The following is a 20,555-nucleotide window of genomic DNA, read 5'->3' on the forward strand; positions in this document are numbered from 1 at the left end:
AGAGGGATTCGTCTTGCATCAAGCCCCTTCCCCCGAAGAGGGAAGGGGCGGTACCGCTACTGCTTCAAACTGACCAACTGCTTCATGACGCCGTCCAGGCCGCCGAATACGGTCAGCTTGTCGATCTTCTCCGTGATCTTCTCCAACGCCTCCAGTTCCTTGAGGCGCATCAGCACCGGGCTCTCCTCGATCAGCCTGGCCGTGTTGAGCAGCGAACGGGTGGCGTTCGCCTCCTCGCGACGGCGGATCACGTTGGCCTGGGCCGACTTCTCGGCCTGGACCACGCTGTTGAGGATGTCCTTCATTTCGCCCGGCAGGATCACATCCTTGACGCCCACGCCGAGCACCTCGATGCCCAGCCCGGTCATCTGACCGCGCACGTGGGCGAAGATGTCGGCGTCCAGCGACGCCTTGTCGCCCAGCAGCTCGTCCAGCGTCTTGGCGGAAACCGCCCTGCGCAGGCCGTACTGCAGTTCGCGATAGACGTGGTCGCCGATCTTCGCCACCTTGGTCCGCGCCGCGACCACGTCGGTGACGCGGGTGCTGGCGGCCAGGTTGACGCGCAGGGACACCTTGTCGCGGGTCAGCAGTTCCTGGCCCGATACCTCGACAGCCTGCACGCGCAGATCGACGATATCCACGCCCACGTTCTTCTGGAAGTTCCAGAATGCATAGGCGCCCGGCTCGAGCGTCCTCGCCAGCTTGCCGTCGATGAACACCAGGCCGGCGTACTCGGCCGGCACGTCGGCGACCACGGCCACCTTCGACAATGCGCCGAGCTGGCGCAGGCGACGGGCCACGGCGACATCGACTTCCGGCAGGCCGTCCAGCGCGACCTTGCGCACGTCCACCCGCGCCAGGCCCTTCCAGTACAGCTTGCGGGTGCCCGGCGGCAGCACGTCCTCCAGCTTGCCGTTCTTCGACACCAGGCCGACCTCCTGCTCGCCGATGTCGGCGAAGGTGAAGTACGGCGCCAGCATGTCCATGCGCGCGATCAGTACCTCGGCGTCGGTGCCGCTGTATTCCGGCCGCGCGATGGCGTGCACGGCGATGCTGACCTGTCCACGCAGGTCGAAGAACGTGTGGACGCCCGGCTCGAGCACCTGCTCGAGCTGACGGTTGCGATACACCAGGCCGCGCTCGCCGTCACCGATCACGACCTTCTTGGTCCAGAACATGGCACATGTCTCCTTATGTGATTGTTGGCTCTGGTGGTCCGTTCCTGGATTGCATTTCCCGCGCGGAGGAACGGTTGCCACGCGGGAGGACTGATGTTTCCGCCGGGGGCGGAATCATCGGAAAAAGGTGGAAACGCCCGCGGACGCGATCGCTGCGGGAAGCCGGCGCTGTGGGCGGAGATTCCGTCGTCGCCGACCGGGTGGCGTCCTGCCGCCCGGCGTCGATGGGGAACGTCCGCCGCCAGGGCGCGGTTCCGGCACCGGCCACGCTGCGGTCTGTTCCTCCACGCATTCCCTTGCATGGATCGACGCGCCGCACCGGGCGTTTCCTGGGAGGGACTTTCGTCCCGATGTCATGACGTGACAGGTCATGGATTGGAGCGGGATTCGAACCCGCGACTCTCGGATTATTCGTCCGATGCTCTAACCGACTGAGCTATCCAGTGGTGACGTACCGGAATCGAACCGGTGTGGTCGGCGTCGCCGCCGATGCCTGACCGCTCGGCCATCGTCATGAGGAACATCCGTTCCCACGCCTCGGCATACGCGACGGCAGCGCCGCGCGCACCGGACGGGACACAAGCCCGTACCGCTGTGACGTGTTCCGTGATGTTCCGCATTGCCGGCTGTCGCCAACCGGCAATTCGTTCGGGCGCTTAGCGCCCATTCGTTGTTCCATCCGCACGCCGCTCGCGTCGGAGCATCACCACGCAGCGCACATGCGCCGGTTGCAGCCGCGCCCCTGCCTCGGGGCGCGCAGGCGCGCTACCCGGATGCTCCAGGGCGGAAACCGTGGGTTTCCCTGTTGGATGAAACGAAACCTGCTCGATGCATGCGCATCCTCCGCGAACGCCAAAAACAAAACGCCCCCGGGACTTGCGACCCGAGGGCGTTCGCGTGCCTCGGGAGATCGGGGTGGCCGATCTCCCAGGGAGGTCAGCCGAGATTAGGTGTCCAGATACCGCATGCCTTCGCAGCCGCGCGGCAGGACGCACGCATCCGCGCCGTGGCGGGGCCACAGGGCAAACAGGTTCGTGTTGGCGGGAAGGCGGATCATGGAAATCGGTTCGGTGAAAAAACAGCCACGAGGGCGAAGGCCGCGCACGATACGCCGGTTGTTTTGAACTTGCAACATTTTTTTAACGACGATTTTTCCACGCGCGATTGACGTCGGGACGGCCCTGCCATGCGATCGCGTCGGCGGCAGCGCTGGGCGCGGGTAGAATCGCCACGTCCGCTTCCCCTTCCTGGCCGTACGTGTCCAACGCTCATTCCGATCCCGCGCTCGATGCCTTGCTGCTGCCCTTCCGGCAGGGCGATCTCCCGTGGCCGGAAGGCCCGGTGCTGTTCCTGCGCGCGCGCGACGGCTGGGCGCTGCGGCAGTTCCCGCTCGACAAGCTCCTGTGCGAGCAGAGTTTCAAACCGGTCGCCGACGACTTGATGCGGACGGGTCTGGATGTCGTCGAGGATGCGTCATCGCGTGCATCCGCGGACGGCTATGCGCTGGTGCTGGTGCTGCCGCCGCGCCAGCGCGATGAAGCGCGCACCCTGCTCGCGCGCGCGCTTTCGCTGGCCGCACCCGGGGGCATGGTGGTGGCCGGCATGCCGAATGACGAGGGCGCCAAGGCGGGCGAGGGCGACATGAAGCGTCTGGCGACGCTGTCCGGCAGTTTGAGCAAACATCATTGCCGGGTGTTCTGGGCGCGGAGGACCGAGTCCAACGACGAGGCGTTGCGGTCCGAATGGCTGCGCCTGGATGCGCCGCGTCCGATTCTGGAGGGGCGTTTCGTCAGCCGCCCGGGCGTGTTCGCCTGGGATCGCATCGATGCGGCGTCGGCATTGCTGGCGGCGCATGTCCCTGCCGATCTGGCTGGTCACGGCGCCGATCTCGGCGCGGGCCATGGATTCCTGTCGGCGGAAGTGCTGAAGCGTTGCCCCGGTGTCACCGCGCTGGATCTGTACGAAGCCGAGGCCCGCGCGCTGGCATTGGCGCGCGAGAATCTGCGCGACGCTGCCGCCGCCCTGGCCTTCCATTGGCACGACGTGACCACGGGTGTGCCCGGTCAATTCGACTTCGTCGTCATGAATCCGCCATTCCATGCGCAGGGCCGCGAAGATCGTCCCGACATCGGCCGACGTTTCATCGAAGTGGCCACGACGGCCCTGAAGCCGCGTGGCCGATTGTGGCTGGTCGCCAACCGGCACCTGCCCTACGAGTCGGTGCTGGACGCGGGTTTCGGACAGGTCCGCACGGTCGCCGAGCGTGACGGCTTCAAGGTCATCGAAGCGGTGAAGGCGGGGCGGGCATGAAGATCGTCAAGCACATCGCCAATCTCGGTTACGGCAGCCGCAAGCAGGTCGCCCTGATGTTCCGCGAGGGGCGCGTCACCGACGCCGCCGGCGAGGTGCTGTATGCCGACGATCCGGTCGAGCACGACAACATCCGCGTCGATGGCGAACCGCTGGACCCTGCTCCGGGCCTGGCGCTGATGCTGCACAAGCCAATCGGCTACACCTGTTCGACCAAGGACGCCGGACGCCTCATCTACGATCTGCTGCCGCCGCGCTTCCGCCAGCGCTCGCCGGTACTGTCTTCGGTCGGACGGCTGGATCGCGAAACATCGGGGCTGCTGCTGATGACCGACGACGGTGCGCTGCTGCACCGGATCATCTCGCCGAAGTCGAACCTGCCCAAGGTCTATGAAGCGACACTGGCGCACGACCTCCGGGGCGACGAGGCGGAGGTGTTCGCCAGCGGAAGCCTGCTGCTGGAATCGGAAACGACACCCTTGGCACCGGCGATCCTGGAAGTCCTCGAACCACGGCGTGCCCGCTTGATCCTGACCGAAGGCCGTTATCACCAGGTCCGCCGCATGTTTGCCGCGGTCGGCAATCACGTCCAAACCCTGCATCGCAGCCGCGTTGGCGGCCTCGCGCTGGAGGATCTGCCGTCGGGGCAGTGGCGTGCGCTGGATAGTGCGGATCTCGCAACCCTTTTCACCAACGCCGGATAAGTCCTGTGGGAGCGACGCCGGTCGCGAATCGGGATATCCCCACAAACAATCGCGCTTCTTCCCGATGGCGTGGGCGTGCGCCCATGCGGATGCTGGACGTCCACGGAAGAAGGACGGCCATGGATGGCTATTCGAAGCGGAGACCCGGCGAATTCTCCTGTAGAAGCGACATCAGTCGCGACCCGGAGAATTCAGCAAACCCAGCAAACACCCGCGGACCCAGGATCGTTCCAACGCGGAGGGAAAACACGACGGTCGCAGGCTGGAGGAATGCTTGAGGTCGCATATTCCAGAGGACATCGCGCGCTACGCAAGGACGGATGCTCGCTCGCTGGGCAGATCTATCTCATCACCTTCGCGACAGTCGATCGTGGGCGGATCTTCGAAGATCCCGGTAATGCCGCGATCGTTGCACGGGCGGTGGAGGACCCTCGCCTCTGGTATCGATCCCGGCTGCTGGCCTGGGTATTGATGCCCGACCATTGGCATGGATTGATAGAGCTCGGACCCATGGAAGACATTTCCATTGTTGTGCAGCGCCTGAAAACCAACACGGCCAGGATGCTCCGCCGCCCTGGGCGCGAAAGTGCACCGGTATGGGCGAGGGGGTTCCATGACCGGGCACTGCGTGCGGATGAGAGCGTGAGGATCGCAGCGCGCCATCTGATTGCCAATCCGCTCCGGGCTGGTCTGGTGGAGCGGATAGGCGACTACCCTTACTGGAATGCGGTCTGGTTGTGAGGTGCCGTGGTCGCGACTTATGTCGCTCCTACAAAAGCTTGGATGGGGGTCAATCCGCGAACAGCTTGCGCCAGCCGGCGTGACCGAGGCGATCCAGGGTCTGGAGGTTGCGTTCCACGATCACGTCGGGATCGGGAAACGCCGCCACCGCCCGTTCCACGCTGTCTTCACGCAGCAGATGCAGGGTCGGATAAGGGGAGCGGTTGGTGTAGTGGCTGATGTCGTCGGCAGCGGCGCCGGCGAACTGGTAGTCGGGGTGGAAACTGGCCACCTGCAGGACGCCCTGCAGGTCCAGCGCCTCGACAGCCGCATCGGCGTTGTCGAGGAAATCGTTGTAGTCCAGGAAATCCGTCAGTACATCCGGGTGGACGATCAGGGTGGTGTCGATCTGGCCGGGATCGGTGTCGCGCAGCAGCACCAGTTCCTCGGCCAGCTGCTCCAGCAGGGCTTCCGGGGTGGTGGCGTCGCTGAGGACGAAGCGGACCTGCTCCCTGACGTAGACCGCCTTGGCGAACGGGCAAAGGTTCAGGCCGATGACCGCGCGTTCGATCCAGCGCCGGGTGAGCGCGATCGGATCCGGCGCGGTCGCGTCGGGCGACGGCGGCAGGGGATCAGTCACGGAAATTGTCGAACTGCAGCGGCAGTTCGAGCTCGGTCTTCTTGAGCAGGGCGATGACATCCTGCAGGTCGTCGCGCTTCTTGCCGCTGACGCGCAGCTTGTCGCCGTTGATCTGGGTCTCGACCTTGATCTTGGCGTCCTTGATGGTCGCGGCGATCTTCTTGGCCAGCTTCTGCTCGATGCCCTGCTTGACGGTGACCTTCTGCCTGGCCTGCGCCAGGTTGGTCTCCACGTCGCCGAATTCCAGGCAGCGGGTGTCGATGCCGCGGGCGATCAGGCGCGCGCGCAGGATGTCGGTCATCTGCTTGACCTGGAAATCGCTGGGCGCGGTCTGGGTGATGATGTTCTCGTCCAGCGCGAACTTGGCATCCACGCCCTTGAAGTCGAAACGGCTGGAGAGTTCGCGGTTGGCCTGGTCGACCGCGTTGGTCAGTTCGTGCGGGTTGACTTCGGAAACGACGTCGAAGGAGGGCATGGCGGGCGGAAGCATGGTTCGGGGGGCTTCCATTCTAGTCCATGGACCTTCCGTGCCTTCGCCACGCCATAATGCCGCATGCGCCGACACCCCCATTCCGCCGCCATCGTCCTGATGCTGCTGGCCGTGCTGCTGTTCGCCCTGATGGATGCCGGGCTCAAGCTGCTGTCGGCGAAGTATCCGCCGTTGCAGGTGGCGGCATTGCGCGGGCTGTCTTCGTTGCCGTTCGTGCTGGCCTGGGCGCTGTTGACGGTGCCGGCGGGCAGCCTGCTGCGGATCCACTGGCCCCTGCACCTGCTGCGTGGGGTGCTGGGCGTGGCGATGATGGCGGGCTTCGTCTACGGCCTGCGCGGCATGCCGTTGTCCACGGCCTATGCCATCACCTTCGTGGCGCCGCTGCTGGTGACCGCGATGGCGGGCCCTTTGCTGAAGGAACGGGTCGGCCCCGGGCGCTGGCTGGCGATTGCCATCGGCCTGTTGGGTGTGCTGGTGATCCTGCGCCCCACCGGCGAGGGGATGCTGACCGCCGGGGGCCTGGCCGTGCTGGTCGCGGCGATGTGCTACGCCGCCGGCGCGATCACGGTACGCCTGCTGGCGCAGCGGGACAGCACCCAGGCGATGGTGGTCTGGTTCATGGCGCTGTTGTCGGTGGCCGCGCTGGCGCTGGCCTGGCCGGGCTGGAAGCCGCTGGAGAGCGTGGATGCCTGGATCATCGCCGGTATCGGCGTGGCCGGCTCGCTGGCCCAGATCGCGCTCACCGAGGCGTTCCGGCGCGGCGAAGCTTCCTTGATCGCTCCCCTGGAGTACACCGCGCTGATCTGGGGGGTAGTGCTGGACGTGGCGCTGTGGGGCGTGTTGCCCGACGGCATCACCTGGGTGGGCGCCGGCATCATCGTGGCCAGCGGTTTCTATCTGCTACGCCGCGAACCCGCGCATGCCGAGGTCGAGCATCCCTGAATGCCCCTGCTGTTGCTCCTGCCACTGGGACTGATGGCGCTGCTGGCGCTCTGGGTGATCCTGTTCCCGTGGTCGCTGTGGCAGCGCTATCGCCGCGGCAGGGCCACCCGGCGCGTCTGGCCCTGGCAGGTGCGCCTGAACCTGGGGCTGCTGTGTCTGGCGTTGGGTGTGTTCCTGCTGGTCAGCGTGATCTTCCAGATCTGGTGGCCGCATCAACTGATGCAGGCGGCGCTTGGATTGGCGGTGGGCATCGGATTGGGGGCGTTGGGCGTCGCCACGAGCCGCTTCGAATGGCGGGAGGAGGGGCTGTTCCACACGCCCAATCCCTGGCTGGTGTCGCTGCTGACCTTGCTGGTGGCCGGGCGGATACTGCTGGGACTGTTCCAGATCATCCAGCAGGGCGTGGCATGGTCGCGGGATCAGGTGCCGTCGGGGGATCTGCACGCCGGGCTGACCGGATTGGCGGGCCTGTTGCTGGGATACGCCCTGGCCGGCAGTTGGGGACTGCATCGACGGCTGCGGCGTCTTCGTCGCTGAATCCGAAAAAACGAAAGGCCCCGTGAGGGGCCTTCCGCTGTTCCAGGTGCAGTGCCGGTCGGTGATCGGAGCGCGCTTAGAAACGCGCGCCGATGCCGAAGCCGACGGTCCACGGATTCAGATCCGCCTTCTGGCCGATGCGCTGGCCGTCTGCAGTGATCTCGCTGTCGCCGTGCATGTAGCGGGCGTCCGCGCGGGCGAACCACGACGGGCTGATGTTGAAGTCCACGCCCACGGTGCCGATGGCGCCCTTGGTGTCTTCCAGGCCGAAGTGCTGGCCGGCGCCGTCGGTGATGTTGTAGCCGCCGCTGTAGTTGGCCTGGTAATAGCCCAGACCCACGAACGGACGGATCGGCGCGTCGCTGTTGCGGAAGTGGTACTGCGCGCTCAGGGCGTAGGGCTGCGAGTCGATGTTGCCCAGCTTGCCCTGATCGCCACGCACGCGCTGCTCGAACTTGTCGGCGGCGCCCCACAGCTCGACGGCGATCGCGGGAGTGACGTACCAGCTGGCGCTCAGGGTCGCGGCCGAGCCGCCGTCCAGATCCAGGCTGGAGTTGTCGACCGGCTTGGAATCGACCTTCTGCACGGCGTAACCGCCGACGATGGCGAAGCGCTTGTGATCGGTGCCGGAAGCGGAACCGTCCTGTGCGAACACGGCCGGGGCGAACGCCAGCAGCGAAGCGGCGAGGGTGAGGGTGCGGAACTTGTTCATGGGGGATCTCCTTTTTCTCTTTTTCTGGGCCCGATGCTTTTGGGGCGTGCGCACCGTAACGACCCGCGCATGAATGGAGACACGGCCGCGAAATGAATTTTTTACAACAACGGTGATATCCAGCAGACATTCATTGTTGTTCGTCCGTGCGTGCGGACGATTCATTATTGAATGTGAGATTTCACATTGGCCGCTGGCGTGAATTGCGCTAAGGTCGCCCGCGCGCGAAGGAACGGCAGGGAAACCACGTCATGGCCCGCAGCGACGTCACCACGGTTGAGGACTATCTGGCCGGATTGCCACGGGAGCGATGCGAAGTGGTCGCGATCGTGCGCGATGCGATCAACCGCCAGCTGCCGCCGGGCTACGAGGAGCGGATGAACTGGGGAATGATCAGCTGGGAGGTTCCGTTGTCCCGCTATCCGGAGACCTACAACCGCCAGCCGCTGTCGTTCGTGGCCCTGGCCGCGCAGAAAAACCACTACGCGCTGTACCTGATGTGCGTCTACGCCGATTCGCCCGTGGAGGCGGAATTGCGGCGGGCCTACGCCGATGCCGGCAAAAAGCTGGACCTGGGCAAGAGCTGCCTGCGTTTCAAGCGGCTGGAGGATCTGCTGCTGGATGAGGTGGTCCGGATCGTGGCCGCCACGCCGGTCGAAACCCACATCGCGCGCCACGAAGCCGGGCGCGTGCGAAACTGAGCCGCATGAGTCCGCGCCAGCCCAAGCCTTCCCTCCGCTCCCGCGGCGCCGCCCGTGCCCGGCCCGAACCGGCGCCGCCGACCGTCGGCGAAAGTCCCACCATGGCGGATCTGGCGAAGGTCGCCGGCGTCTCCGCGATCACGGTCTCGCGCGCGTTGCGTGAAAGTCCGCTGGTGAACGCCGAGACCCGGGAGCGCATCCGCGAGATCGCGCGGCAGTACGGCTATTCCTTCAATGTCAGTGCGCGCAACCTGCGCCTGCGCCGCAGCATGACCGTGGCGGTGGTGGTGGAAATGAAGCCGACCCTGGAGCGGCAGATGTCCGGCCCGTATCCGCTGGATCTGCTGGGCGGCATCACCCAGGAGCTGACCACCACCGGCTACAGCGTGTTGTTGACCTCGCTGCAGGGCGGCGCGCTGCCGAACGTGCAGGCCGCCGATGGCGTGATCCTGCTCGGCCAGGGCGCCAACGAGGACGCCATGCACGAGGTGCAGCGCTGGGGCAGGCCGATGGTGGTGTGGGGCGCGGTCAGCCGGCACGAGTCGCAGGTGGTGGTGGGCAGCGACAACCGGCGCGGCGGCGCATTGGCGGCCGAGCGGTTCATCGCGCTGGGCCGCAGCCGCCCTGTGTTCCTGGGCGATCCGGCGCACGGCGAGTTCGCCGAGCGCCTTGAGGGCTTTGCGGGGACCCTGGGCAAGTACGGCATCGTGCCGGTCACGCCCTCGGTCGCCAGTTTCACCGTCAATGCCGGCGCCGAGGCCGTGCACGCGCTGCTGGAGAAGCATCCGCAGATCGACGCGCTGTTCGCGGCCAGCGATCTGCTTGCGATCGGCGCGATCCGCGCGCTGATCGAGCGGGGACGGCGGGTACCCGAGGATGTGTCGGTCATCGGCTACGACGACACCCCGCTGGGCGCAACCTATGTGCCGCCCCTGAGTTCGGTGCACCAGAACTTCGTCGATGCCGGCGTGTTGCTGGCCCGCAAGATCCGCGCGTTGATCGATGGCGAACCCGCGGTTTCCGAAACCCTGTCCACCCATCTGGTGGTCCGCGCCACCTGAGCGCAAAAGTCTGTTGCGGCGCAGCGTATTCCGGTCGGTTCCGGCGTGGGCTCCAGGGCGCCCGGCACACCCAGGGAAACCCGTCTAAACACCTGTCATGAAAAGGAAATCCTGCCGACCGTCGGGGGTGCCGGCGATGGCGAGGTCGCGACCCGGCTGACATTTGTTATCGATAACTTGACATCGATAACAATGGTTCCCTAGCTTGCCTCCCGACCCCTGCGACGCAGGGTGCAAGGGAGCGGGAAACGTGGGTGAGTGGCAAGGCGCGACGCCGGCGGAAAACATCGGCACGACCATCGCGGACGACCCCTGGTGCCTGCGCCAGACGGCGTTCGATCCGCGCCGCCGCGCCCGCGACGAAACCCTGTTCGCGCTCGCCAATGGCGGCCTGGGCGTGCGCGGTGGTTTCGAGGAACAGGACAGCCCCAGCGACGGCAGCTTCCTGGCGGCCGCATTCGAACAGAACACCATCCACTACCACGAGCGCCTGGCCGGTTTCGCGCGCAGCACCGATACCCGCGTGCCGGTCGCCGAGGGCAAGCGCATCCGCATCCAGTTGGGCGAGGAACTGCTCGATCCCGCGCAGGCCGAATGGCTGGCGTTCGAACGCGAACTGGATCTGCGCCACGGACAACTGCGCCGTCGGCTGCGCCTGCGCACTGCGGGCGGACACACGCTGGAAATCCGCGCCGATCGGGTGGTGCCGTTCGCCGAGCACGCCTTGCTGGCGATCCGGTTCCAGGTAATTTCCATCGACTACCGCGGGCCGATCACGCTGGTGTCCTCGATCGAGAGCGGCCGGCAGGCGGTCGCCCAGGGCGATGATCCGCGCATCGGCGCCGGCGGCGGCGAAGGCCTGCTGGCCATCGCCGCCGGCGTGGAAGGCGGAATGGCCTGGATCGCGCAGCGTGCGCCGCATCGGGGCTTCGAACTCAGTTGCGGCCAGCACCATCGTGCCGGCGCAGGACTGGCGGCGCGCACGCCGCAGGCGATGGCGGGCCGGGTCGAGCAGCGCTTCGAGGGTGAGCTGTCGCCCGGCGCGCAGGTCAGCCTGGAAAAATTCGTCGTCTACGTGCATGAGGGTGATCTCGAACAGCGCGTGGCCGCGCTGGTGGACGAACTGGCCGATGCCACCCGACAGGGCTTCGAAGGATTCGCCGGACCGCAGGCGTCCGCGCTGGAAGGCTTCTGGCAGCGTGCCGGCATTTCGGTCACCGGCGATGCCGCGGCGGAACAGGCCCTGCGCTTCAACCTGTTCCACCTGTTGCAGTCGGCCGGCCGCAACGGCGTGGACGGCACCGCCGCCAAGGGCCTGACCGGCGAAGGCTACGAAGGGCATTGCTTCTGGGACACCGAGGCGTTCGTGCTGCCGGTGATGGTGTTCACCGCGCCGGACGTGGCGCGCGCGATGTTGCATTACCGGTTCCGCACCCTGGACGCCGCACGCGCGCATGCCCGCGAAATGAACCATCCGACGGGCGCGCTTTATCCCTGGCGCACCATTGACGGTGGCGAGTGCTCGGCGCATTACCCGAGTGGCTCAGCGGCTTACCACATCAACGCCGCGGTGGCCTACGGCCTGGGCCTGTACCTGGACGCCAGCGACGATCTGGATTTCCTCGTAGAAGCCGGCGCGGAGATGCTGTTCGAGACCGCGCGCATCTGGCCGCAGGTGGGACATTTCAATCCGCGCCGGGGTGGCGCGTTCTGCATCCACGAAGTGACCGGACCGGACGAATACACCACCCTGGTCAACAACAACTTCTACACCAACCGCATGGCCCAGCAGCACCTGCGCCGCGCGGTGGCGGCGTGGCATCGGTTGCGCCAGGAACGGCCCGACGCGCTGGCCGCGCTGGCGCGGCGGCTCGCGCTGGACGAGGCCGAAATCGATCTGTGGTGGCACGCCGCCGAGGCGATGTACCTGCCCTATGACGAGGATCAGGGCGTCTACGCGCAGGACGACGAATTCCTCGACAAGCCGCGCTGGCCATTTCCGCCGATGGCCGGCGAACATCGCCCGCTGCTGCTGGACTACCACCCGCTCACCCTCTATCGCCACCAGATCTGCAAGCAGGCCGATGTGGTGATGGGCCTGGTGCTGGCGGGGCAGGATCTGGACCCGCGCCGCAAGCGCCGCAGCTTCGACTACTACGAGGCGGTGACCACGCACGACTCGACCCTGTCGGCGCCGGTGTTCGGCATTCTCGCCAGCGAAGTGGGCGAGCCGGACAAGGCCTGGCGTTACTTCGACGCCAGCCTGCGCGTGGACCTGGACGATCTGCACCGCAACACCGATCACGGCGTGCACATGGCCGCGCTGGCGGGCAGCTGGCTGGGCCTGACCGAAGGCTTCGCCGGCCTGCGCGTGCAGGATGGCGGATTGTCGTTCGCACCGACCCTGCCCGAAGCGTGGCAGGGCTATGGCTTCAACCTGCGCTGGCGCGATTGCGTGCTGCGGGTCGACGTGGCCGCGGACGGCGTGCGCTACCGGCTGGAGGAAGGTGCGGAACTGGCCATCCGCCACGCGGGCGAGCCGCTGCTGCTGTCGCCCGGAACGGCCGCCGCGCAGCCGCTGTCGCAGCCGCTGGCCGCGGTGCGGGCGACGTTCCCGCGCCAGGCGCGCGCGCTGATCTTCGATCTGGACGGCGTGCTCACCGACACCGCGCACACCCATTACGAGGCCTGGCAGCGGCTGGCCGACGAAATTGGCGTGCCGTTCGACCGCCAGGTCAACGAACGCCTGAAGGGCGTGGACCGGATGGCGTCGCTGGCGATCATCCTGGAACGCGCCTCGCGTGCCTATGCCGAGGACGAGCGTCGCGTGCTGGCCGATCGCAAGAACGGTTACTACGTGCAGGCCATCCAGCAGTTCGGACCGGGTGACCTGTTCGACGGCGTGCTGCGGGTGCTGGACGAAGCACGCGCCGCCGGCCTGAAGATTGGACTGGCCTCGGCCAGCCGCAACGCACCGTTGCTGCTGGACAAGCTGGGCATCGCGGATCGCTTCGACTACATCGCCGACTCCGGGCGCATCCGCCATGCCAAGCCGGATCCGGAAATTTTCCTGGACGTGGCCGCCGCGTTGGGCGTGCCGCCATCGCATTGCATCGGCGTGGAGGACGCGGTGGCCGGAATCGAGGCCATCCACGCCGCCGGCATGGCCGCGGTAGGCATCGGCACGGCCGCCGGCCTGCCGCAGGCCGACGTGGTCCTGCCGGACATCGCCGAATTTCGAGTGAGGGATTTCGTTTCTTCGTGACCGCACGTGGCCGTGAGAAGCCGCGGCGGATTATTCAACCTGTTGAAAAAGTGGAGGGAACACATGCAACAGACCAACCTGATCCGCTACGCCCTGTCCGTAGCGATCGCCGCCGCATTGGCACCATCCGCCGTGCTGGCGCAGGACACCGCGCCCGCGCAGTCCCCCCAACCGCAACAACCACCCGCCGAACAGCAACCGAGCCAGGCGACCACCCTGGACACGGTGGTGGTGTCCGGCACCGCCACCGCCGGTGGCGTGAGGAAGCTGGAGGCCAGTTTCAACATCGTCACCGCCAATGCCGAGCAGATCAAACAGGCCAACCCCAAGAGCACGGCGGATCTGCTGAAGATCTCCCCCGGCATGTGGCCCGAGTCCACCGGTGGCCAGACCGGCGCCAACATCGAGATCGCCGGTTTTCCCGGCGGCGGTGACGCGCCGTATTTCTCCACCCTGCTGATGGGCTCGCCGCTGTACGGCATGCCGACCCTGTCGTTCTTCGAGACGACCTCGATGTTCCGCCTGGACGACACCATCGAGTCGGTGGAAATCCTGCAGGGCGGTCCGTCGGTGGTGTTCGCGGATGGCCAGATGGGCGCCAGCGCCAACTTCTTCCTCAAGACCGGCACCGAGGAGCCTTCCGGCAGCGTCGGCCTGACTTACGGCAACGAGGGGTTGTGGCGGCTGGATGGCTTTTACGGCTTCAAGGTGGCCGAGGGCTGGTACGGCAGCGTGGGCGGCTTCTGGCGCGAATCCGACGGCGTGCGCGATCCGCAGTTCAAGGCCGACAAGGGCGGCCAGCTCACCGCCACCCTGTCGCATGATTTCGACGCGGGCCGGTTGACCCTGTACACCCGCTACCTCAACGACAAGAACCAGTTCATCACCCCGATTCCGCTGATCCAGCGCGGCACCGACAACTTCAGCGCCTATCCCGGCTTCGATCCGCTCAAGGACACCTACTACAGCAAGTACATGCAGCACGTATGGCTGCCGACCTATCCGGGTGGCGGCAAGAACGCGGACCTGGCCGATGGGCGCGGCGCCAAGCTGTTCATGTTCGGCGGCAACTTCGACTATTCCTTCGACAACGGTTGGGCGATCAGCGATCGCTTCCTGTTCAACGAAGGCGACATGGACACCAATGCGCTGTTCTCGGGCAACAATCCGGTGTCGCTGCAGGACATGATTTACAATCCGGCCACCCCAGGCGGGCTCTCCACCGAAACCAATCCCATTCCGGTGGGTTCGGCGACCGCCAACTACATCAACGGTGGCGCGGTGCCGCTCACCCAGAGCGTGATCCAGCAGGGCTGGTGGCACATCCACAAGCACCTGAAGAGCTTCAGCAACGACTTCCGCCTGAGCAAGGAACTGTTCGAGGGCAATACGCTGACGGTGGGCCTGTACGTCAACCACTACACCATGGATGACAAGTGGTCGCTGGGCAACCAGATGCTGATGGCCAACGAGCCCAACGCCCGCCCGATCGTGGTGAGCTACGTCGACGGCGGACAGACCTTCTACCGCACCAACCCGCAGGGCTTCGCCGATTTCAGCGGTTTCCACATCGCCCAGAACGGCAAGGCCACCAACGTGGCGCTGTACCTGTCCGATTCCTGGCGGGTCGGCAAGTGGCTGTTCGATCTGTCCGGCCGCGTCGAGAACCAGGATGCCAAGAGCAATGTCTGCAACCGCAGCCCGGTGAATCCGGGCACCGGCGGCCTGGATGGCGATCCGAACACGATCTACGACAACAACGTCGAGCTGTGCAACGGCACCTTTGCCCGCAACCGCTACGAGAAGACCCATCCGTCGTGGACGGCCGGCGCCAACTATTCGTTCACCAACAACATGTCCATGTATGGCCGCGTCAACACCGGCGGCCACTTCCTGGACTTCGACAACGGCATCCGCGGCACCACCAACGACAACTATCCGCCGATGCAGAAGATCCGCAACTACGAGATCGGCTTCAAGTACCAGTCGCCATTGCTGTACGCCGACATCAGCGCCTACCGGCGTGTGTTCAGCGGTCTGCAGTATCAGCCCACCGATGGCCTGGGCACGCCGGTCGGCAGCCCGCGGATCTATGGATCCGAGTCGCATGGCGTCAACTTCATCGGCGCGCTGACCCCGATCGAGAACCTGCGCCTGCAGCTGGTGGCCAACTACCTGGATGGCGAATACACGGACTACGACGCCTGCCTGCCCTATACCGACATCAACGGCAACGACAACTGCGCGCCGATCGAAGGCCAGCAGCTCCAGCGCCAGCCGAAGTTCCGCGCCATGTTCACCCCGAGCTACCGATTCGAGATGGGGTGGGGCGACATCACGCCGTACGTGACCTACACCTACGTGGGTGATCACACCCAGGATCAGTCGGGCCTGCAGGAACTGGGCTCGTACCACACGCTGGATTTCGGCGTCACCTCCAACGTGGGCGAGAACTGGCAGTTCAACCTGCGCGGCACCAACATGACCAACGAACTGGGCCTGACCGAAAGCAACTCGCGCATCTTCGGTTCGGCGACCACCGCCGGCGGCGTGCTGCTGGCGCGTCCGCTGGAAGGTCGCGAGGTCAACTTCCAGGCCAAGTACAGCTGGTAAGCCATACCGGGGACGCCGCCTGAACCTCCTCTCCCGGGAGGCGTCCCCGGATCCTTCTTCGACGTCGCGGGCCGGACCGACCGCCCCGCGACGGATTCCCTTGCCGCCCAGGCGGTGACACAGTGCAGCGGCCGCCCGGCGGCGTGGCCCGGAGCAAGCAATGAATCGAACCCGCATGGTGCTCGGGTTGATCCTGACCTACATGATTTTCGCGATGCTGCTGAACTCGGTGGGCGCGGTGATCCTGCAGGTCATCCAGGGGTTCGGGGTGAGCAAGGCGTCGGCGAGCACGCTGGAAGCGTTCAAGGATCTGCCGATCGCGGTCGCCTCGTTCCTGGTCGCCTCCACCCTGCCGCGGCTGGGTTACCGGCGCGCGATGATGCTCGGCCTGGCATTGGTGGCGCTGGCCTGCGCCGGCATGCCGCTGCTGGAGTCGTTCTGGGCCACCAAGCTGCTGTTCGTGACGGTCGGCGTGTCGTTCGCGCTGGTGAAGGTCTCGGTGTATTCCAGCATTGGTCTGCTCACCGACAGCGAGCGCGCGCACGCCGGACTGACCAGCACGGTGGAAGGCTGGTTCATGGTCGGCATCCTCGGCAGCGCCTGGCTGTTCGCCGCCTTCATCAATCCCGACGCGCCGGGCGACCCGGTGTGGCTCAACGTCTACTGGGTGATCGCCGGCCTGTGCGTGGCGGTGATCCTGCTGCTGGCCGGATCGTCGATGGACGAGACGCAGGCGCGCGACGGCCATGCGGTGGGCGAGTCCTTCGCCGACATGTTCCGCCTGCTGGCGCGCCTGCTGGTGATCGTGTTCCTGGCCTCGGCCTTCCTGTACGTGCTGATGGAACAGGCCATCAATACCTGGCTGCCGACCTTCAACCGGGAAATCCTGCATCTGCCGACCGCCTTGAGCGTGCAGGCGGCCGGCATCTTCGCCGGTTCGCTGGCGGTGGGGCGATTGGGCGGCGGCGTGCTGCTGCGGCGTTTGCCTTGGTTCTGGCTGCTGGCCACGTGCGTGCTGGCGATGGCGGCGCTGGTGCTGGTGGCGCTGCCGCTGGCGGCCAACGTGCAGCCGCGCGCCGGCGCCAGCTGGTGGGACGCGCCGCTGGCCGCCTATGTCTTCCCGCTGATTGGCCTGTTCATGGCGCCGATCTACCCGACCATCAACTCGGTCGTGCTGAGCGCGCTGCCGAAGGCGCGGCATGCGGCGATGACCGGATTGATCGTGGTGTTCTCCGCCCTGGGCGGCACCACCGGTTCCTTCATCACCGGCCAACTGTTCGCGCATTTCGACGGCTCGCGGGCGTTCTATCTGTTGTTGCTGCCGATGGCGCTGCTGTTGCTGTCGCTGACCCTGCTCCATCGCGCCACGCGCGCGCCTGTCGATACGCTGGCCATGCCGGCGGGAGGCCATTGAACCGATGCAACATGCCGCTGCGCGCAAGACGCTTCTTTCCCGCCTGAAACACGTCGCTCCCCGCCTGTTGCTGGCGGCGCTGCTGGCCGTGCCCGCCATGGCTCCGGCGCTGGCCTACGAGCGCGCCACCACCGCCGCGCCGCTGCAGTTCCGCATCACCGAAGGCCGGATCGAAAACGCCTTTCACCAGGAAGGCGACATCGCCGCGCACCTGCTGCTCAGTTCCGGCAATCGGCCCCGGGTACTGGTGGCGTTTCCGGCCGGCAACAGCGGAGTCGGCGTGTGGTTCGAGGAGACGGTCGCACCCGTGCGATGGACGCTGGACGAGGTGAAGGGCGAACGCCGGCGCGAGGGTGGAAAGCCCTGGAACGGCATCGTGGCCTCGGCGCGCGTCGATGCGCCTCGACTGGTGGTGAAGGACGCCGTGCTCGGCAGCGTGCGGGTGCTGCGCGATTTCCAGTTGGGGCATGCCTATCCCGCCGAGACCGCCGCGCGTCCGGAGGTGTCCTCCGGCGCGGTTCGCTGGAAACGGGATCGCCTCGATGGCGCGCCGGGCTATGCCATCGCGCTGGAGGCTGAGAACGGCCGGTTCACGCGCGAAGGCGGGAAGATCGTGCTTGAGGGCGCGCGCGCCGGAGAGCCGCTGCGGCTGCGCATCCATGCCTCGACCGGGGAAGCGCCGCTGGTGCCGTTCGACGCCCCCAGCCTGCTCAACGAGCGCGCGGCCGCCGATGTCCGCAGCCGCCAGGCCTTGCAGTTCCTCAGCTATCACGAGAAGTTCCTGGCCGGCTCCTGGCGCTTCGACACCTACTTCGGTCGCGACACCCTGATGTCGGTGCGCCTGCTGATGCCGGTGCTTCAACCCGAGGCGGTGGAAGCCGGCATCGGCGCGGTGCTGGCGCGCCTGGCGCCCAATGGCGAGGTCGCGCATGAGGAGGACATCGGCGAATTCGCGGTGCTTCGTCACCGCAAGGAACAAGGCCGGTCCTCGGCCGCGCCCATCTACGACTACACGATGATCGACGACGACTACATGCTGCCGCCGGTGGCGGCGGCATGGCTGCTGGAAGACCCGCGTGGTCGCGAACGCGCGCGGGCTTTCCTGGCGGCGGACGGCGAGGGTGGTCGTCGTGGCGACGCGCTGGTGCGCAACCTGCTGTTCGTGGCGGGCCAGAGCCGGGCGTTCGCCGACGAGCCGGTTTTCCGCAACCTCATCGCGCTCAAGCCGGACAAGCCGGTGGGCCAGTGGCGCGACAGCAACGAAGGCCTGGGTCGCGGCCGTTATCCCTACGACGTCAATGCGGTGTGGATGCCGGCGGCGCTGCGCGCCATCGGTGGCTTTCTCGACAGCGGACTGCTGGACGCCTACGTCACTCCGGAACAACGCGCGCAGCTGAGCGCGGCGGCGGAGCGCGCGGACGGATGGGAACGGCGCGCGGGCGATCTGTTCACCGTCCGCGTGCCGCGCACGCGCGCGGTTTCGCAGGTCCGGACTTATGCGGCGCAGGCAGGGGTTTCCGGCGACGCGGCGCTGGCGACGCTGGCGGACGACGGGATCGCGTTCGCGGCCTTGTCGCTGGACGGGCAGGGGCAACCGATCCCGGTACTGCATTCGGACGAAGGTTTCCGCCTGTTGTTCGGGCAACCGGACGCGCGCTCGCTCGCGCGTGATGTCGGAAACCTGATGCGGCCGTTCCCGGCCGGTCTGATGACCGACGTGGGCTTGCTGGTGGCCAACCCGGCCTACGCCGATCGCGAGGTCTGGCCGCGCCTGGGCAGCGCCGCCTATCACGGCACGGTGGTCTGGGCCTGGCAGCAGGCGGTGCTGGCGGCGGGCCTGCAAAGACAGCTGTCGCGGACCGATCTGCCGGCGGACGTGCGGACGGAATTGAGCGCCGCGCAGGCGCGGCTGTGGCGCGCCATCCGCGCCGCCGACGCGGTGCGCACCTCGGAACTGTGGTCGTGGTCGTACCGGAACGGCCAGTACCGGGTCGAACCCTTCGGCGCGCAGGGCGCGCACGAGGACGAATCCAACGCCGCGCAGCTGTGGAGCACGGTGTTCCTCGCGCTGTCGCCACCGGCGACGGCGGAAACGCCCGCCGCCGCAAACCAGGAGTGAAGCACATGCGCAGGATCCCGTTGGCCACGATTTCCCTGCGGGCGCCGCCGGCGGCGACGCGCCTGCTCGCCGCCGGCCTGTCGATGCTGCCCGTCCTGGCCATGGCGTTCCCGGCCATCGCCCAGGAAAAACCCGCGGCGCCGACCGCCAATACCGTGGTGATGCCGGCCACGCCCTTGCCCTACACCCGCTTCGCCAGTCCGGAGGCGCGCGCGCAGTTCGAGCGGATGCTGGCGGAAACACGCGAGGGCAAGGGGCCGAATCCCGCCGATGTCGCCGACCAGCGCCGCTTCTACCAGCGCTACAACGACGACCGCCTCGCCGAAGCCGAACGCCGCTATCCGACGAAGGTGGAGGCCACGCGGATGGGCGAGGTGCCGGTGCACGTGGTCGATCCGCAGGCCGGCGCGCAGGGTGACAACGCGCGGCGGGTGCTGATCAACCTGCACGGTGGCGCCTTCATGTGGGGCTCGGGCAGCGGCGCGCTGGTGGAAGCTGTGCCGATCGCGGCGGTGTCCGGGATCCGGGTGGTGACGGTGGATTACCGGCTGGCGCCGGAACATCCCTATCCGGCCGCGGTGGACGACGTGGAGGCGGTCTATCGCGCGTTGCTCAAGCAGTACCGGGCCGAGAACATCGGCATCTACGGTTGCTCGGCCGGCGGCATGCTGACCGCCCAGGCCACCGCCCGCATCCTCAGCCGGGGCCTGCCGCGGCCGGGCGCGGTCGGCAATTTCTGTGGCACCGGCCTGTTGTTCGCCGGCGACTCGGCCACCCTGGGCCAATTGGCGGTCGGAGTGCCGCCGCTGCAATCCGACGGCGGCGCCAGCCTGCCCTATCTGCGGACCGCGCGGGCCGACGATCCGGTCGCCTTTCCAGGCCAGTCGCCGGAAATGCTGGCGAAGTTTCCGCCGACCCTGTTCCTGGCCGGAGGCCGGGACTTCGCGGTGAGCGCTCTGAGCACCATGCAGCGTCGCCTGCTGGCCGCCGGGGTGGAGGCCGACTTGGTGCTGTTCGACGGGCTCTGGCACGCGTTCTTCGTGTATCCGGACCTGCCCGAGTCGCAGGAAGCCTATGGCGTGATCGCGCGCTTCTTCGATCGCCACCTGGGTCGCAAGCCGCGCTGAGCGTTCCCGCTTCGCCACCGAA

General features: G+C 66.9%; 16 protein-coding genes and 2 tRNA genes. 12 read left to right on the forward strand and 6 right to left on the reverse strand.

Annotated elements, in window-relative coordinates; all coding sequences use genetic code 11:
* Window positions 1–56 precede the first annotated feature (56 nt).
* From ACTHN1_RS09695 to ACTHN1_RS09705, 3 genes are all read right to left on the reverse strand, one after another.
* Window positions 57–1,178 (reverse strand): slipin family protein, encoded by a 1,122-nt coding sequence (locus tag ACTHN1_RS09695; protein ID WP_440470746.1) that lies wholly within the window; start codon window positions 1,176–1,178, stop codon window positions 57–59.
* A gap of 371 nt (window positions 1,179–1,549) precedes the next feature.
* Window positions 1,550–1,622: transfer RNA gene (locus ACTHN1_RS09700), tRNA-Ile, on the reverse strand.
* Window positions 1,623–1,691 (reverse strand) — tRNA-Arg (locus ACTHN1_RS09705). It lies immediately after the preceding tRNA gene.
* Window positions 1,692–2,435: 744 nt separating this feature from the next.
* On the opposite strand from ACTHN1_RS09705, the gene ACTHN1_RS09710 reads away from it, so the two are divergent.
* The 3 genes from ACTHN1_RS09710 (at window position 2,436) to ACTHN1_RS09720 (ending at window position 4,933) form a co-directional block, all read left to right on the forward strand.
* Window positions 2,436–3,488, forward strand: a complete 1,053-nt coding sequence (locus ACTHN1_RS09710; RefSeq protein ID WP_440470747.1) for a class I SAM-dependent methyltransferase — start codon at window positions 2,436–2,438, stop codon at window positions 3,486–3,488.
* On the forward strand, window positions 3,485–4,192 hold the full coding sequence (locus ACTHN1_RS09715) for a pseudouridine synthase (RefSeq protein WP_440470748.1): 708 nt from the start codon (window positions 3,485–3,487) through the stop codon (window positions 4,190–4,192). Before ACTHN1_RS09710 ends, ACTHN1_RS09715 begins: the two co-directional genes overlap by 4 nt.
* A gap of 270 nt (window positions 4,193–4,462) precedes the next feature.
* Window positions 4,463–4,933 carry an REP-associated tyrosine transposase gene (locus ACTHN1_RS09720; RefSeq protein WP_440470749.1) on the forward strand — a complete coding sequence of 157 codons (471 nt, stop codon included), beginning with the start codon at window positions 4,463–4,465 and terminating at the stop codon, window positions 4,931–4,933.
* Between the two features lie 49 nt (window positions 4,934–4,982).
* Here ACTHN1_RS09720 and ACTHN1_RS09725 read toward each other — a convergent pair whose 3' ends face one another.
* On the reverse strand, window positions 4,983–5,552 hold the full coding sequence (locus ACTHN1_RS09725; RefSeq protein ID WP_440470750.1) for a DUF1415 domain-containing protein: 570 nt from the start codon (window positions 5,550–5,552) through the stop codon (window positions 4,983–4,985).
* The gene (locus tag ACTHN1_RS09730; RefSeq protein ID WP_440470897.1) at window positions 5,545–6,027 is read right to left on the reverse strand and encodes a YajQ family cyclic di-GMP-binding protein; all 483 of its coding nucleotides are present in this window, start codon (window positions 6,025–6,027) and stop codon (window positions 5,545–5,547) included. The genes ACTHN1_RS09725 and ACTHN1_RS09730 overlap by 8 nt, the downstream gene beginning before the upstream one ends.
* 78 nt (window positions 6,028–6,105) lie before the next feature.
* Here ACTHN1_RS09730 and ACTHN1_RS09735 point away from each other — a divergent pair, with 78 nt between their 5' ends.
* Entirely contained in the window at window positions 6,106–6,984 is an 879-nt protein-coding gene (locus ACTHN1_RS09735; protein ID WP_440470751.1) for a DMT family transporter, read from the forward strand.
* On the forward strand, window positions 6,985–7,521 hold the full coding sequence (locus tag ACTHN1_RS09740; protein ID WP_440470752.1) for a DUF1453 domain-containing protein: 537 nt from the start codon (window positions 6,985–6,987) through the stop codon (window positions 7,519–7,521). It begins immediately after the preceding gene.
* A gap of 76 nt (window positions 7,522–7,597) precedes the next feature.
* On the opposite strand, the gene ACTHN1_RS09745 is transcribed toward ACTHN1_RS09740, so the two are convergent.
* Window positions 7,598–8,233: an OmpW/AlkL family protein gene (locus tag ACTHN1_RS09745; RefSeq protein ID WP_440470753.1), complete on the reverse strand. Its 636-nt coding sequence runs from the start codon at window positions 8,231–8,233 to the stop codon at window positions 7,598–7,600.
* Window positions 8,234–8,484: 251 nt separating this feature from the next.
* Between ACTHN1_RS09745 and ACTHN1_RS09750 the strand changes: the two genes are divergently transcribed.
* From ACTHN1_RS09750 to ACTHN1_RS09780, 7 genes are all read left to right on the forward strand, one after another.
* Window positions 8,485–8,934, forward strand: a complete 450-nt coding sequence (locus ACTHN1_RS09750) for a DUF1801 domain-containing protein (protein ID WP_440470754.1) — start codon at window positions 8,485–8,487, stop codon at window positions 8,932–8,934.
* Between the two features lie 5 nt (window positions 8,935–8,939).
* On the forward strand, window positions 8,940–9,995 hold the full coding sequence (locus ACTHN1_RS09755) for a LacI family DNA-binding transcriptional regulator (protein ID WP_440470755.1): 1,056 nt from the start codon (window positions 8,940–8,942) through the stop codon (window positions 9,993–9,995).
* Window positions 9,996–10,245: 250 nt separating this feature from the next.
* On the forward strand, window positions 10,246–13,260 hold the full coding sequence (gene pgmB, locus ACTHN1_RS09760; RefSeq protein WP_440470756.1) for a beta-phosphoglucomutase: 3,015 nt from the start codon (window positions 10,246–10,248) through the stop codon (window positions 13,258–13,260).
* A gap of 63 nt (window positions 13,261–13,323) precedes the next feature.
* Complete coding sequence (locus tag ACTHN1_RS09765; protein WP_440470757.1) at window positions 13,324–15,873, forward strand: TonB-dependent receptor; 2,550 nt, start codon at window positions 13,324–13,326, stop codon at window positions 15,871–15,873.
* 160 nt (window positions 15,874–16,033) lie between these two features.
* Window positions 16,034–17,287, forward strand: a complete 1,254-nt coding sequence (locus ACTHN1_RS09770; RefSeq protein ID WP_440470758.1) for an MFS transporter — start codon at window positions 16,034–16,036, stop codon at window positions 17,285–17,287.
* Window positions 17,288–17,291: 4 nt separating this feature from the next.
* The gene (locus ACTHN1_RS09775; RefSeq protein WP_440470759.1) at window positions 17,292–19,406 is read left to right on the forward strand and encodes a hypothetical protein; all 2,115 of its coding nucleotides are present in this window, start codon (window positions 17,292–17,294) and stop codon (window positions 19,404–19,406) included.
* A 5-nt stretch (window positions 19,407–19,411) separates the two neighbouring features.
* Window positions 19,412–20,533 (forward strand): alpha/beta hydrolase, encoded by a 1,122-nt coding sequence (locus ACTHN1_RS09780; protein ID WP_440470760.1) that lies wholly within the window; start codon window positions 19,412–19,414, stop codon window positions 20,531–20,533.
* The last annotated feature ends 22 nt before the right edge of the window (window positions 20,534–20,555 follow it).

The sequence above is a fragment of the Pseudoxanthomonas sp. genome (assembly GCF_051953815.1).
Classification (GTDB): domain Bacteria; phylum Pseudomonadota; class Gammaproteobacteria; order Xanthomonadales; family Xanthomonadaceae; genus Pseudoxanthomonas_A.